We start from the raw sequence: 14,424 nt of genomic DNA, 5'->3' as shown, positions 1-14,424 counted from the left end.
GCACCCGAGGCTATCTGGAGAGTGCATATGGCTGGCGAACTGTATACCCGGACCAATCAGAAGATCTTCTACGCTGGCCTCTCCCTGGAGTCCTGGCGCAAGGCTGAAGAGGGGCGGGCAATGAATGCCCAGGCGCTGATACAGGCCGAACGCGAAGCCACGCTGTTTCATCTGTACGGTGCGTTGCTCGGGCTGTGCCATGAGATCGCCGGCTTCTACCGTCTGCCCAACAGCAGCGCTGCCCGTGCCGAAGTGCTGCTGGATCGCCAGAGCCTGAGCGGGGCGCCAAGCCCGGAGCTGGCGGAACTGGTCGAGCTGGCCGAAAACCGGCAGACCTGGCTGGGGCAGCTGCTGGCCGCCCATGCCGAGCTATTCAAGCCGCCACGTCAGCCGCGAGAGCCAAAGGGCGATCCCAGCACTTCCGCGCTGATCGAGGCGGTGAGTCTGGGCGACGAGCCGCCGCTGCTCGAACGCGAAACCCTGGAAGGTTGGCGGCAGGCGCTCAAGGCGCTGGCCCAGCGTTTTCGTGAGGGCCTCAGCGAGTGGTAATCGCGCCGCTTGCCCTTGATTGAACGCCCGTTCGGCAATTGGCGGCTTTTTCGCCAAGCGATCAACCAGGCTCGCTGTTACACTGGGCGGCCTTTCGTGGAGAATCCGAGTCATGCCTACGTCTTTCCTTGAAATCGTCGAACTGCCCGATGGGCGCATCGCCCTGCGTCGCGCCGACGATGAGGAAGCACTGGTGGTGCTGGACTTCTCCGAAGATGCCAAGGCGTTCCTGCAGGGCCAGCATGTGGAGGTCGCCAAGGCGATGCTCAATGTCGGCGTGCAGATGGCGGGCAGAATGGCAGAGGGCGATTTCGAGCACGAAGAAGACGAGCAGCCGCGCGTGCTTCACTGACAGGCAGTGGCCTGAGCGTACCCAGATAAACAAAAGGCCAGCAGATTCGCTGGCCTTTTGCTTTCTATCGGATTCTTGCTCGCCGCCGATACCTCAACCCAGGCTGATATTCAGGCTTTGCGCCTTGCCGGTGTGCGCCGCTGCTTCGAGCTGCTGGCGTGCCTGCTGGGGCAGGGGGTGCAGCCAGCTGACCACGGTGTGGCTGCGGCCAAGCTTCAGGGCTTCCTGAGCCAGTTGCAGCGGGCTCTGGTTGCGGCGCGGCTGCAGCAGCAGGATGCGCTCACGGTTGAGGCCGGCGTCACGCAGCCAGCTCTGGGTCAGGCTGGCGGGCGGCGCGATCAGGGTCAGCCAGCGTTCGTCATCCTTCTCGCTCAGTTCCCGCAGCATGGGCGCCAGTAGCGTCAGGCAATGCCCAGCGGCACCACGCAGCGACACCTCGCTGAATGCGGCTTCCTGGCTGGCTGGTTCCTCTACAGCTGCGAGGGTCGAGGCCAGAAAGGCATCGAACAGGGGCAGCTGGTTACGGCTCAACGACTGGGGGAACTGCATGACGCCTCCAATTAGCGGCGGATGACGCCGACACTCAAACCTTCGATGACCAGGTCCTGCTCCTCGAGATTCACCTCGATCGGCGCGAACTCCGGGTTTTCCGCCAGCAACCACACGGTATTGCCTTCGCGCTTGAAGCGCTTGACCGTCACTTCATCGTCGATGCGCGCCACCACCACCTGGCCGTTGCGCGCTTCACTGGTGGTATGCACCGCCAGCAGGTCACCGTCGATGATGCCGATGTCCTTCATGCTCATGCCGCGTACGCGCAGCAGGTAGTCGGCCTTGGGGCGGAAGAAGTCCGGGTTGATCCGGCAGGCCTCTTCTATATGCTGCTGCGCCAGGATGGGCGCACCGGCGGCGACGCGACCGATCACCGGCAGCCCGTCTTCCTCTTCCTGGTTGGGCTCGAAGCCCGGAATGCGAATGCCGCGGGAGGCGCCCGGGGTCATCTCGATGGCGCCTTTGCGTGCCAGGGCCTTGAGGTGTTCTTCGGCCGCGTTGGGCGACTTGAAGCCCAGGGCCTGAGCGATCTCCGCGCGGGTTGGCGGGTAGCCGTTGTCTTCCAGGCACTGCTTGATGAAGGCGAGAATTTCGCCTTGGCGGGGCGTCAGCTTGATCATGTGAGGCGCTCTGGCTTTTTATACAGTGACTGGGATTATATACAGTAAGTCGTGCTTGGCAATCGGTTGATGCCCGCCGTGTCGATAGAGGGCCAGGCAGCGGATGACCGGTACCCCGGGGTAGCGGGCGGCGGTGACGTGCGACGCGCTCGCCAAATGGTGACTGAGCAGCCAGAATACGCCCTGCGCGACTTGACAGTGGCACGCGCTGAAACGTATGTTTCAAACACTTGTTTGTCTGGTGGATGTCATGGCGCAATCGGAAACCGTTGAACGCATTCTCGACGCGGCGGAGCAGTTGTTCGCGGAGAAGGGCTTTGCCGAAACGTCGCTGCGCCTGATCACCAGTAAGGCCGGGGTCAATCTGGCGGCCGTCAATTACCACTTCGGCTCCAAGAAGGCCCTGATCCAGGCGGTGTTCTCGCGCTTTCTCGGGCCATTCTGCACCAGCCTGGAGCGTGAGCTGGACAAGCGCCAGAGCAAGCCCGGCGTGACCTTCAGCCTCGAGGAACTGCTCGAGTTGCTGGTCGAGCAGGCCCTGGCGGTCAAGCCGCGCAGCGGCAACGATCTGTCGATCTTCATGCGCCTGCTGGGCCTGGCATTCAGCCAGAGCCAGGGCCACCTGCGCAAATACCTCGAAGAGGTCTACGGCAAGGTATTTCGCCGCTACATGTACCTGGTGCACGAAGCGGCACCCGGTATTCCGCCCCTGGAGCTGTTCTGGCGCGTGCACTTCATGCTTGGTGCGGCGGCGTTCAGCATGTCCGGCATCAAGGCGCTGCGTGCCATGGCCGAGAGCGACTTCGGAGTCGACACCTCGATCGAACAGGTGATGCGCCTGATGGTGCCGTTCCTGGCGGCCGGCATGCGCTCGGAGAGCGGGGTGACCGATCCGCGTCTGGCATCGGCGCAGCTGATTCCCCGTCACAAAGGTCCACCCATCAGCAAGCCCTGAGGCTTGTCGGTGGGCCTCGGCTGCCCCTAAGCTACCACCCTTTATCGCGCCCTGTCGTAGCGGCTGGCTCCCGTCGCCCGTGCGACGGGAACCCTTTGTCGCGCCATTGTCAGATGGCCATTGGGCGTGATGCCTATCTTCAAGGAATTCCGTTGTGACGACTCCCCTGTATGGCTCCCTGATGGTGGATATCGCCGGTACCTGGCTGACCGCCGAGGATCGCCAGTTGCTGCGCCAGCCCGAGGTCGGTGGCCTGATCATCTTTGCCCGCAATATCGACAGCCCGCGGCAGGTGCGGGAATTGTGCGAATCCATCCGGGCGGTGCGTCCCGACCTGCTCCTGGCGGTGGATCAGGAAGGCGGGCGTGTGCAGCGCCTGCGTCAGGGCTTCGTGAAATTACCGGCGATGCGGGCCATCGCCGGTTGCGCCGGTGCCGAGCAGCTGGCGCGCCAGTGCGGCTGGCTGATGGCCACCGAAGTGTTGGCGGTGGGGCTGGACCTGAGCTTCGCCCCGGTGCTGGACTTGGACCACGGGCGCAGTGCGGTGGTCGGCCATCGCGCCTTCGAGGGCGACCCCGAGCGCGCCACGCAGCTGGCCGGTGCCTTTATCCGCGGCATGGCGGAGGCGGGCATGGCTGCCACGGGCAAGCATTTCCCCGGGCATGGCTGGGCCGAGGCCGACTCCCACGTGGCGATTCCCCTTGATGAGCGCAGTCTGGAGGAAATCCGCCAGAACGATCTGCGGCCCTTCGCGGCGCTGAGCCGCGACCTGGCCGCGGTGATGCCGGCCCACGTCATCTACCCGCAGGTCGACAGCCAACCGGCCGGCTTCTCGCGCCGCTGGCTGCAGGACATCCTGCGCGGCGAGCTGGGCTTCGAGGGCGTGATCTTCAGCGATGACCTGTCGATGGCCGGCGCCCATGTGGTCGGCGATGCGGCCAGCCGTATCGAGGCCGCGCTGACTGCCGGCTGCGACATGGGCCTGGTGTGCAATGACCGGGCGGCGGCGGAGCTGGCGCTGTCGGCGGCGCAGCGCCTCAAGGTGGTGGCGCCCAAGGGCCTGGCGCGTATGCGCCGTCGCGCTTTCCCTGGTGTCGACTATCGCCAGAATCCGCGCTGGGCGCAGGCGCTCTCGGCGTTGCGGGCCGCGCAGTTGGTGGAGTGAGGCGAACTACCGCTTAGTGGCGGGAGCGGCCGGTCGTGTAACTCGTGGGAGAGGCTTTAGCCTCGAGCTCTTTGTTTGCCTTGATAAAAAGCTCGGGGCTAAAGCCCCTCCTACACTCGATGTCCGCTTCTGCCTTACAACAGTCGCTTAAGCGACGTCTTCAATCACCCATGCCACAAACCATCAGGGCCGCATAAGCGGCCCTGATGGTTTTCAGCTTTTCACCGTGGCCAGCAGGCGTTCGAGCAGTGCTTCCAGGGTATTGAAGCGTTCCTCGGGGCGTTCCATCGGCACCGAGAAGCGGAACAGCGTGGCGCCTTCGAACTTGTAGCGGTTCGGCGCACTCTGGATCAGCTTGATCAGCGTCAGCGGATCGACCGGCGTTTCCGTGGCGAACTCGATGCGTCCGCCCTGCGGCCCGGCATCGATCTTCTTGATGCCCAGCCGTTCGGCCTGCAGCTTCATCAGCGTCAGGCGCACCAGGTGCTTGGTCGGCTCGGGCAGCAGGCCGAAGCGGTCGATCATCTCCACCTGCAGTTCCTTGAGGCCGTCCTCGTCGCTGGCATTGGCGATGCGTTTGTAGAGGATCAGGCGGGCGTGCACGTCTGGCAGGTAGTCCTCGGGGATCAGCGCCGGCACCCGCAGGTTGATTTCCGGCCCGCCGCCCAGGGGCTGGTCGAGGTTGGGCTGCTCGCCCTTGCGGATCGACTTGACCGCCCGTTCGAGCATTTCCATGTACAGGGTGAAGCCGACCGCCTGGATCTGCCCGCTCTGGCCGTCGCCGAGCAGCTCGCCGGCACCGCGGATTTCCAGATCATGGGTGGCCAGCACGAAGCCGGCGCCGAGGTCCTGGGCATTGGCGATGGCTTCGAGGCGCTTCTGGGCATCATCGGTCATCTGCTTGCGCGGCGGGGTCAGCAGGTAGGCGTAGGCCTGGTGGTGGCTACGGCCGACCCGGCCGCGCAGCTGGTGCAACTGGGCCAGGCCGAATTTGTCGGCGCGCTCGATGATGATGGTGTTGGCGCTCGGCACGTCGATGCCGGTTTCGATGATGGTCGAGGCGATCAGCACGTTGAAGCGCTTGTGGTAGAAGTCGCCCATCACCTGTTCCAGCTCACGCTCGTTCATCTGCCCGTGGCCGATGCCGATGCGCGCCTCGGGCACCAGCTCGGCGAGATCGGCGGCGCATTTCTCGATGGTCTTCACGTCGTTGTGCAGGTAATACACCTGGCCGCCGCGCAAGAGCTCACGCAGCAGCGCCTCCTTGATGGTCGGCTTGTTCTGCTCCATGACGAAGGTACGCACCGACAGGCGCCGTGCCGGCGGCGTGGCGATGATCGACAGGTCACGCATGCCCGACACCGCCATGTTGAGGGTGCGCGGGATCGGCGTGGCGGTCAGGGTGAGAATGTCCACTTCGCTGCGCAGGGCCTTGAGGGCCTCCTTCTGGCGCACGCCGAAGCGGTGCTCCTCGTCGATGATCACCAGGCCCAGGTTCTTGATCTTGACGTCATCCTGCAACAGCTTGTGGGTGCCGATGATGATATCGATCTTGCCTTCGGCCAGCTGCTCGATGGCGGCATTGACTTCCTTGGCGCTCTTGAAGCGGCTCATCACCTCGACGGTCACCGGCCAGTCGGCGAAGCGGTCGCGGAAGCTGTTGTAGTGCTGCTGGGCGAGCAGGGTGGTGGGCACCAGGATTGCCACCTGGCGGCCGCCGTGCACGGCGATGAAGGCGGCGCGCATGGCCACCTCGGTCTTGCCGAAGCCGACGTCGCCGCACACCAGGCGGTCCATCGGCTTGGCGGCGAGCATGTCTTCGCGCACCGCCTCGATGGCGCTCTGCTGGTCCGGTGTTTCCTCGAACGGAAAGCCGGCGCTGAAGGTTTCGTAATCGGCTTTCGGGTCCCTGAAGGCATAGCCCTCGCGGGCGGCACGGCGTGCATAGATATCGAGCAGCTCGGCGGCCACGTCGCGTACCTGTTCGGCGGCCTTGCGCTTGGCCTTCTGCCAGGTTTCCGAGCCCAGCCGGTGCAGCGGCGCCAGGGCGTCGTCGCTGCCGGTGTAACGGGCGATCAGGTGCAGGCTGGCCACCGGCACATAGAGCTTGGCTTCCTCGGCGTACATCAGGGCGAGGAATTCGGCGGCCTGGCCGTCGAACTCCATGGTCACCAGGCCCAGGTAGCGGCCCACGCCATGGTCGATATGTACCACCGGTGCGCCTTCGCGCAGCTCGGTAAGGTTCTTGATCACGTTGTCGCCGGCGTCGCGGGTCTTCTCGCGGCGACGGCGTTGCATGATGCGCTGGCCGAACAGCGGGCTTTCGGCGATCAGCGCGATATCTTCGAGCTGCAGGCCTTCGTCGAGCGGCGCGATGGTAATGCCCAGGCGCTCCTTGCTCGCGCAGAACTGCGGCCAGCCTTCGACTTCCCTGGGCTTGAGCTTGAGGCGGGCGAGCAGTTCGAGCAGCACCTCGCGGCGCCCGGCGGATTCGGCGCAGAACAGCACGCGGCCCGGGTATTCCTCGATGAAACGGCGCAGGGCTGCCAGCGGTTCGCTGGTCTTGGCCTGGATCGCCAGGTCGGGCAGGGCACTGGCCTCGAAGCGCGTACGGCCGACGCCTGGCTCGATGTCCTCGGGGCTGATCACCACCCGCGGCCAGTCCTTCAGGCGGGCGAAGCAGTCTTCGACCGGCAGGAAGATATCGGCGGGCGGCAGCAGCGGCCGCTCGGGGTCGACGCGGCGTTCCTCGTAGCGGTTGCGCGCATCCGTCCAGAACTGCTCGGCGGCCTTTTCGATCCCGGGCAGCGAGAACACCTGGGTGTCCTGGGGCAGGTAGTCGAAGAGGGTGGCGGTTTCCTCGAAGAACAGCGGCAGGTAGTACTCGATGCCCGCCGGGGTGATGCCGGTGGACAGGTCCTGGTAGATCGGGCAACGGCGGAAGTCGACGTCGAAGCGCTCGCGAAAGCGGCCGCGGAAGTCGGTGACGGCCTTCTTCTCCAGGGGGAACTCCCGTGCCGGCAGCAGCTTGATCGATTCCACCTTGTCGATCGAGCGCTGGGTCTCCGGCTCGAAGGTGCGCAGGGTCTCGATCTCGTCGTCGAACAGGTCGATACGGAACGGCTGCTTGCTGCCCATGGGGAACAGGTCGATCAGCGCGCCGCGTACGGCGAACTCGCCATGCTCGTAGACGGTATCGACATACCGATAACCGGCTGCCTCCAGGCGTGCGCGCATGTCATCGACATTGATGCGCTGGCCGACGTCCAGCACCAGGCTGCTGCCCAGCAGAAAACGCTTCGGCGGCAGCCGGTGCAGCGCCGTGGTGATCGGCACCACCAGCACGCCATGGCTCAGCGACGGCAGGCGGTAGAGCGCCGAGATACGCTGGGAGATGATGTCCTGGTGCGGCGAGAACAGGTCGTAGGGCAGCGTTTCCCAGTCCGGGAAGTGCAGCACCGGCAGTTCGGGCGCGAAGAAGCTCAGTTCCTGCTCCAGGCGCTCGGCGCTCTGGCTGTCGGCGGTGAGCAGCAGGGTGAAGCGTTTGGCGCAGGTGGCCGCCTCGGCGATGGCCAGGCTCAGCGCGGCACCGGGCAGGTTGCCCCAGTGTTGTTTACCGGCGGTGGCCGGCAAGGACGGCAGACGCAGTACAGGCACGGGTGGCTCGCGATTGGTAACGATTTGGCCCCCGATTGTAACTATCCGCGAGGATGGCTGTCAGTGTTTCGACCGCTGTAGATTGCCGACCCCTGGCCGGGTCGTCATAATGTAGCCCCTTTTTTCAGCCCCTACATGTGGAAGGTAATGCCGTGACTCAGAAGCCCGACCAGTGTCTTGGTGAATGGATTGACCGTGAAGCTCTCGCCGAGGCGATGATTCCGCTGATCGGTCAGCTGTACCGCAACAACAACGTGGTGCTGTCGATCCATGGCCGCAGCCTGATCAACCGCTCGGTCATCGAGATTCTCAAGGCGCATCGCTTCGCCCGTCACCGTCAGGCTGACGAGAACGGCCTGGCCGTTCACGATTCCTACGCCGTGCTCAAGGCCATGAGCGAGCTCAGGCTGGGCGCGGCGTCCGTCGACCTGGGCAAGATGGTCGGCAAGTTCAAGGCTGAAGGTAACGGCCGCAGCATCGAGCAGTTCGTCAAGGACGAGCTGGCCGACGTCGCCAACCAGCAGAACGCCTCGCCACGCAAGGGCACCGACGTGGTGCTCTACGGTTTCGGCCGTATCGGTCGCCTGCTGGCGCGTATCCTGATCGAACACACCGGTGGTGGCGACGGCCTGCGTCTGCGTGCCATCGTCGTGCGCAAGGGCGCCGAGAACGACCTGGTCAAGCGCGCCAGCCTGCTGCGCCGCGACTCGGTACATGGCAAGTTCGACGGCACCATCACCATCGACGAAGCCAACAGCACCCTGACCGCCAACGGCAACCTGATCCAGGTGATCTACGCCAAGGATCCGTCGGCCATCGACTACACCCAGTACGGCATCAAGGATGCGCTGCTGGTCGACAACACCGGTGTATGGCGTGATGCCGACGGCCTGGGCCAGCACCTCAAGTGCCCGGGCATCGACCGCGTGATCCTCACCGCACCGGGCAAGGGCGCGCTGAAGAACATCGTGCATGGCATCAACCATGGCGAAATCACCGCCGACGACAAGATCATCTCGGCCGCCTCCTGCACCACCAACGCCATCGTGCCGGTGCTCAAGGCGGTCAATGACCAGTACGGCATCGTCAATGGCCACGTCGAGACCGTTCACTCGTACACCAACGACCAGAACCTGATCGACAACTTCCACAAGGGCAGCCGTCGTGGCCGTAGCGCCGCGCTGAACATGGTCATCACCGAAACCGGTGCCGCCACCGCTGCCGCCAAGGCACTGCCGGTGCTCAAGGGCAAGCTGACCGGCAACGCGATTCGCGTGCCGACGCCGAACGTGTCCATGGCCATTCTCAACCTGAACCTGGAGAAGGCCACCAGCCGCGAAGAGATCAACGAGTACCTGCGCCAGATGGCCATGCACTCGGACCTGCAGAAGCAGATCGACTTCGTCAGCTCCCAGGAAGTGGTGTCCACCGACTTCGTCGGCTCGCGCCATGCCGGTGTGGTCGATGCCGAAGCCACCATCGCCAACGACAACCGTGTCGTGCTGTACGTCTGGTACGACAACGAGTTCGGCTACAGCTGCCAGGTGATTCGCGTGATGGAAGAGATGGCCGGGGTCAACCCGCCTGCCTTCCCGCGCTGATCGCCGCACGCTAGGCGACACCAGATGGGAGCCTTCGGGCTCCCATTTTTTTTGCCTGCCGTTTTCGTTGCAGCCACCGGGTTCTGAATCCGAAGGGCAGGGTGGTGCGGCGTTATGTCGCCGCCCGGCGCGCCTGTCGTCGTTAAATTTCTGTTGCGTTCTGTAACGGAAATCCGAAAAAAGCCGGCCGCCCGGGTGGCGTCCCGTTGTCGCACAACTCTATAATCCCGGCGATTTCTTACCCGCGTTCGACATTGATCCACGCCAATAGCGATATTGGGGTGCGTCCTGCTTTGTGACTGACGGTTTGTCGAGCGTCATTCAAAAACTTATAAGCTCAGTGGTTAGGCAAACCTATGATCAAAATAAAACGTGGGCTCGATCTGCCCATAGCAGGCGCGCCGGCTCAGCAGATCGATACCTCGAGACCGGTGCGCAGCGTGGCTGTCATAGGCTTCGATTATCACGGGATGAAGCCCACCATGGCGGTGCAGGTGGGCGACCGGGTCAAGCTGGGCCAGGTTCTGTTCTCCGACAAGCGCTCGGAGGGCATCCACTACACCGCGCCAGGTGCCGGTGTGGTCAGCGCGATTCACCGCGGTGAAAAGCGCGTGCTGCAATCGGTGGTCATCGATCTCGATGGCGACGAACAGGAGACCTTCGCCCAGTATCCGGCCGCTCAGCTGGGCAGCCTCGATGCCGGCCAGGTTCGCGACAATCTGCAGCAGTCCGGTCTGTGGACGGCGCTGCGTACCCGGCCGTTCAGCAAGGTGCCGGCCGTCGATGCCGTGCCCAGCTCGATCTTCGTCACCGCCATCGATACCCACCCGCTGGCCGCGGATCCCGCGCCGATCATCGCCGAGCATGCCGACGATTTCGAAAACGGCCTCAAGGTGCTGACGCGCCTGAGCCCGGTGTTCCTGTGCAAGGCACCGGGCGTGAGCCTGCCGGGCGAGCAGGTGGACGGTGTGCGCAGCCAGGCCTTTGCCGGGCCGCACCCGGCCGGCTTGCCGGGTACCCACATTCATTACCTGGACCCGGTCAGCGCCAGCAAGAGCGTGTGGACCATCAACTATCAGGACGTGATCGCGGTCGGCAAGCTGTTCACCAGCGGCCAGTTGTGGGTCGAGCGCGTGGTCGCGCTGGCCGGGCCGGTAGTCGAGCGCCCGCGTCTGCTGCGTACCCGTCTGGGTGCCGATCTCACCGAGCTGAGCGCAGGCGAACTGGTCCCTGGCGACAACCGGGTGATCTCCGGTTCGGTACTCGGCGGCCGCACCTCCCGTGGCGCCTGTACCTACCTGGGGCGTTACCACTTGCAGGTGTCGTGCCTGGCCGAAGGCACCGAGCGCGAAATGCTGCACTACCTGCGCGCCGGGGTGAACAAGCACTCGATCCTCAATATCTTCGTGTCCAAGCTCAACGCCGCCAAGCGCTTCGCGTTCTCCACCAGCACCAATGGCAGCCCGCGCGCCATGGTGCCGGTCGGCAACTATGAAGAGGTGATGCCGCTGGACATCCTGCCGACGCAACTGCTGCGTTCGCTGATCGTCAGCGACACCGAGATGGCCCAGCAGTTGGGCTGCCTGGAGCTCGACGAGGAAGACCTGGCGCTGTGCACCTACGTGTGTGCCGGCAAATACGAATACGGTCCGATCCTGCGTGATTGTCTGACCCTCATCGAGAAGGAGGGTTGAACATGGGCGTACGTCAGTTCCTCGACAAGATCGAACACAACTTCGAAAAAGGTGGCAAGTACGAGAAGTGGTACGCGCTCTACGAAGCCGTGGACACCTTCTTCTATCGCCCCGGCAGCGTGACCAGGACCACCGCTCACGTGCGCGACGGCATCGACCTCAAGCGCATGATGATCACCGTCTGGGCCTGCACCTTCCCGGCGATGTTCTTCGGCATGTGGAACACCGGCTACCAGGCCAACCTGGTCTACGCGCAGAGCCCCGATCTGCTGGCCGCCCAGGAGGGCTGGCGCTTCGCGCTGATCGGTGCGCTGGGCGGTTTCGACCCGAGCAGCCTGTGGGACAACTTCATCCAGGGCGCGGCGTACTTCCTGCCCATCTACCTCACGGCGTTCATCGTCGGTGGTTTCTGGGAAGTGCTGTTCGCCTCCATCCGCCGTCACGAGGTCAACGAAGGCTTCTTCGTCACCTCCGTGCTGTTCGCCCTGATCCTGCCGCCGAGCATTCCGCTCTGGCAGGTCGCGCTGGGCATCAGCTTCGGCGTGGTGATCGGCAAGGAAGTGTTCGGTGGTACCGGCAAGAACTTCCTCAACCCGGCCCTGGTCGGCCGCGCCTTCCTGTTCTTCGCCTACCCGGCGCAGATTTCCGGTGACGGCGTGTGGACGGCCGTGGACGGCTACGCGGGCGCCACGGCGCTGGCCACCATCGGCGGCAGTGGTGTCGATGGCCTGATCGATGACGGCCTGACCTGGACCCAGGCTTTCATCGGCCTGATGCCGGGCTCCATTGGCGAGACCGGCACCCTGGCGATCCTGCTGGGCGGCGCGGTGCTGCTGGTCACCAAGATCGCTTCCTGGCGCATCGTCAGCGGAGTGATGATCGGCATGATCGCCACCGCCACGCTGTTCAACGCCCTCGCCTCGGACAACAACCCGCTGTTCGCCATGCCCTGGTACTGGCACCTGGTCACCGGGGGCTTCGCCTTCGGCATGATCTTCATGGCCACCGACCCGGTGTCGGCCTCCATGACCAATACCGGCAAGTGGATCTTCGGCATCCTTATCGGCCTGCTGGTGACCATCATTCGTGTGGTCAACCCGGCGTTCCCGGAAGGCGTGATGCTGGCGATCCTGTTCGGCAACCTGTGTGCGCCCCTGATCGACCACTACGTGGTGCGGGCCAACATCAAGCGGAGGCTGGCGCGTAATGTCTAAGCTCAAAGAAACCCCGACACGCACGCTGGTCGTGACCCTGGTGCTGTGCCTGGTGTGCTCCATCGCCGTTTCGGCTGCCGCGCTGATCCTGCGTCCTACCCAGCAGGAAAACGCCCTGGTCGACCGCCAGCGCGCGGTGCTGGTGATCGCCGAGTTGTGGCAGCCGGGCATGTCCAGCGACGAAGTGCGCGAGGTGTTCTCCTCGCGTGTCACGCCGCGCCTGGTCGACCTGCGCACCGGCGACTACAGCGACGCCTTCGATCCGCACACCTTCGACCAGAACAAGGCCGTCGCCGATTCGTCGTTGTCCAGCATGATCCCGGAAGAGCGCGACATCGCCTCGATCCGTCGCCTGGAACACTACGCGGTGGTCTATCAGATCGAGCAGAACGGCGAACTCGAGCGCCTGGTGCTGCCGGTGCGTGGTTACGGCCTGTGGTCGACCATGTACGGGTTCGTGGCCTTGCAGAGCGACCTGGAGACGGTTGCCGGTATCGGCTTCTACCAGCACGGTGAAACGCCGGGCCTGGGTGGCGAGATCGACAATCCCAACTGGCAGGCCAAGTGGGTCGGCAAGAAGGTTTACCAGGATGGCGAACCGGTATTGCGCGTGATCAAGGGCAGCGTCAATCCGCAGAGCCCGCAGGCCGATTACCAGGTCGACGCCATCGCGGGTGCGACCCTGACCGCCAACGGCGTGACCCACATGATTCACTTCTGGCTCGGTGAGGATGGTTTCGCGCCGTTCCTCAAGAAGCTGTCCGCAGGGGAGGCTTGATCCATGTCCAAACCCACCATGAAAGAACTGCTGCTCGATCCGATCCTCAACAAGAACCCGATCGGCCTGCAGATTCTCGGTATCTGTTCGGCGCTGGCGGTCACTTCAGCGCTGAGCACCGCGTTGGTGCTGTCCATCGCGCTGACCCTGACCACGGCGTTTTCGAGTTTCTTCATCTCGACGGTGCGCCACCAGATCCCGGGCTCGATCCGCATGATCGCCCAGGTGGTGATCATCGCCTCCCTGGTGATCGTCATCGATCAGTTCCTCAAGGCCTATGCCTACAGCCTGAGTCAGCGGCTGTCGGTATTCGTCGGCCTGATCATCACCAACTGCATCGTCATGGGGCGCGCCGAAGCCTTCGCCATGTCCAACCCGCCGGTAGCGTCGTTCGTCGATGGCCTGGGCAACGGCCTGGGCTACAGCGCCATGCTGGTGGCGCTGGGTATCGTGCGCGAGCTGTTCGGTGCCGGCTCGCTCTTGGGCATCGAGATCCTGCACACCGTCAACAATGGTGGCTGGTATCAGCCCAATGGCCTGCTGCTGCTGCCGCCGTCGGCGTTCTTCCTGATCGGCCTGTTCATCTGGGCCCTGCGTAGCTACAAGAAGGAGCAGGTGGAGAAGGTCGAGTACCGCATGGCGCCCCAGGTGAAGAACGAGGAGGCTTACTGATATGGAGCATTACATCAGCCTGTTCGTCCGTGCGGTGTTCATCGAGAACATGGCGCTGGCGTTCTTCCTGGGCATGTGCACCTTCCTGGCGATTTCCAAGAAGGTCGAAACCTCCCTGATGCTCGGCCTGACGGTGATCGTGGTGATGGTCATCACCGTGCCGTTGAACAACCTGCTGTACGTCTACCTGCTCAAGGAAGGGGCGCTGAGCTGGGCCGGCCTGCCGGAAGTCGACCTGAGCTTTCTCGGCCTGATCTGCTACATCGGCCTGATCGCCGCGGTGGTGCAGATCATGGAGATGGTGCTCGACAAGTACCTGCCGTCGCTCTACAACGCGCTGGGCATCTTCCTGCCGCTGATCACCGTGCACTGCGCCATCTTCGGCGGCACCTTGTTCATGGTCGAGCGCGACTACAACTTCACCGAGAGCGTGGTCTACGGCGCCGGCGCGGGCGTGTCCTGGGCGCTGGCCATCGTGCTGCTGGCCGCCATCCGCGAGAAGCTCAAGTACAGCGACCCACCCGCCGGTCTGCGCGGCCTGGGCCTGACCTTCATCACCGTTGGCCTGATGTCGCTGGGCTTCATGTCGTTCTCCGGCGTACAGCTGTAAGGGGT

The 14,424-nt window shown here is 64.0% G+C and carries 13 protein-coding genes; 10 read left to right on the top strand and 3 right to left on the bottom strand.

Annotated elements, in window-relative coordinates; genetic code table 11:
• The first annotated feature begins 27 nt into the window (after positions 1-27).
• Together K8U54_RS01970 and K8U54_RS01965 are read left to right on the top strand one after the other, a co-directional pair.
• The gene (locus tag K8U54_RS01970) at positions 28-549 is read left to right on the top strand and encodes a DUF6586 family protein (protein ID WP_249908641.1); all 522 of its coding nucleotides are present in this window, start codon (positions 28-30) and stop codon (positions 547-549) included.
• Positions 550-661: 112 nt separating this feature from the next.
• Positions 662-901, top strand: a complete 240-nt coding sequence (locus K8U54_RS01965) for a hypothetical protein (RefSeq protein WP_027910358.1) — start codon at positions 662-664, stop codon at positions 899-901.
• Positions 902-994: 93 nt separating this feature from the next.
• Here K8U54_RS01965 and sulA read toward each other — a convergent pair whose 3' ends face one another.
• Positions 995-1,450: an SOS-induced cell division inhibitor SulA gene (sulA, locus tag K8U54_RS01960; RefSeq protein WP_249908640.1), complete on the bottom strand. Its 456-nt coding sequence runs from the start codon at positions 1,448-1,450 to the stop codon at positions 995-997.
• Between the two features lie 11 nt (positions 1,451-1,461).
• Complete coding sequence (lexA, locus tag K8U54_RS01955) at positions 1,462-2,073, bottom strand: transcriptional repressor LexA (protein ID WP_075963132.1); 612 nt, start codon at positions 2,071-2,073, stop codon at positions 1,462-1,464.
• Between the two features lie 250 nt (positions 2,074-2,323).
• On the opposite strand from lexA, the gene K8U54_RS01950 reads away from it, so the two are divergent.
• A complete protein-coding gene (locus tag K8U54_RS01950; protein ID WP_249908639.1) occupies positions 2,324-3,028 on the top strand; it encodes a TetR/AcrR family transcriptional regulator in 705 nt (234 codons plus the stop codon).
• 166 nt (positions 3,029-3,194) lie between these two features.
• A complete protein-coding gene (gene nagZ / locus K8U54_RS01945) occupies positions 3,195-4,193 on the top strand; it encodes a beta-N-acetylhexosaminidase (RefSeq protein ID WP_249910376.1) in 999 nt (332 codons plus the stop codon).
• A gap of 213 nt (positions 4,194-4,406) precedes the next feature.
• Here nagZ and mfd read toward each other — a convergent pair whose 3' ends face one another.
• A complete protein-coding gene (mfd, locus tag K8U54_RS01940) occupies positions 4,407-7,850 on the bottom strand; it encodes a transcription-repair coupling factor (protein ID WP_249908638.1) in 3,444 nt (1,147 codons plus the stop codon).
• A 152-nt stretch (positions 7,851-8,002) separates the two neighbouring features.
• Here mfd and K8U54_RS01935 point away from each other — a divergent pair, with 152 nt between their 5' ends.
• From K8U54_RS01935 to nqrE, 6 genes are all read left to right on the top strand, one after another.
• Positions 8,003-9,451: a glyceraldehyde-3-phosphate dehydrogenase gene (locus tag K8U54_RS01935; protein WP_249908637.1), complete on the top strand. Its 1,449-nt coding sequence runs from the start codon at positions 8,003-8,005 to the stop codon at positions 9,449-9,451.
• A 356-nt stretch (positions 9,452-9,807) separates the two neighbouring features.
• Entirely contained in the window at positions 9,808-11,145 is a 1,338-nt protein-coding gene (locus K8U54_RS01930) for a Na(+)-translocating NADH-quinone reductase subunit A (RefSeq protein WP_249908636.1), read from the top strand.
• A 2-nt stretch (positions 11,146-11,147) separates the two neighbouring features.
• Complete coding sequence (locus K8U54_RS01925; RefSeq protein WP_249908635.1) at positions 11,148-12,359, top strand: NADH:ubiquinone reductase (Na(+)-transporting) subunit B; 1,212 nt, start codon at positions 11,148-11,150, stop codon at positions 12,357-12,359.
• Entirely contained in the window at positions 12,352-13,137 is a 786-nt protein-coding gene (locus K8U54_RS01920; RefSeq protein WP_249908634.1) for a Na(+)-translocating NADH-quinone reductase subunit C, read from the top strand. Before K8U54_RS01925 ends, K8U54_RS01920 begins: the two co-directional genes overlap by 8 nt.
• 3 nt (positions 13,138-13,140) lie before the next feature.
• Complete coding sequence (locus tag K8U54_RS01915; protein WP_074880293.1) at positions 13,141-13,809, top strand: NADH:ubiquinone reductase (Na(+)-transporting) subunit D; 669 nt, start codon at positions 13,141-13,143, stop codon at positions 13,807-13,809.
• Between the two features lies 1 nt (position 13,810).
• A complete protein-coding gene (gene nqrE, locus K8U54_RS01910) occupies positions 13,811-14,419 on the top strand; it encodes an NADH:ubiquinone reductase (Na(+)-transporting) subunit E (RefSeq protein ID WP_074880290.1) in 609 nt (202 codons plus the stop codon).
• Positions 14,420-14,424: the final 5 nt, after the last annotated feature.

This window comes from Pseudomonas fulva (assembly GCF_023517795.1).
Taxonomy (GTDB): Bacteria; Pseudomonadota; Gammaproteobacteria; order Pseudomonadales; family Pseudomonadaceae; genus Aquipseudomonas; species Aquipseudomonas fulva_D.
This window is presented reverse-complemented; position numbering and strand designations above follow the sequence as displayed.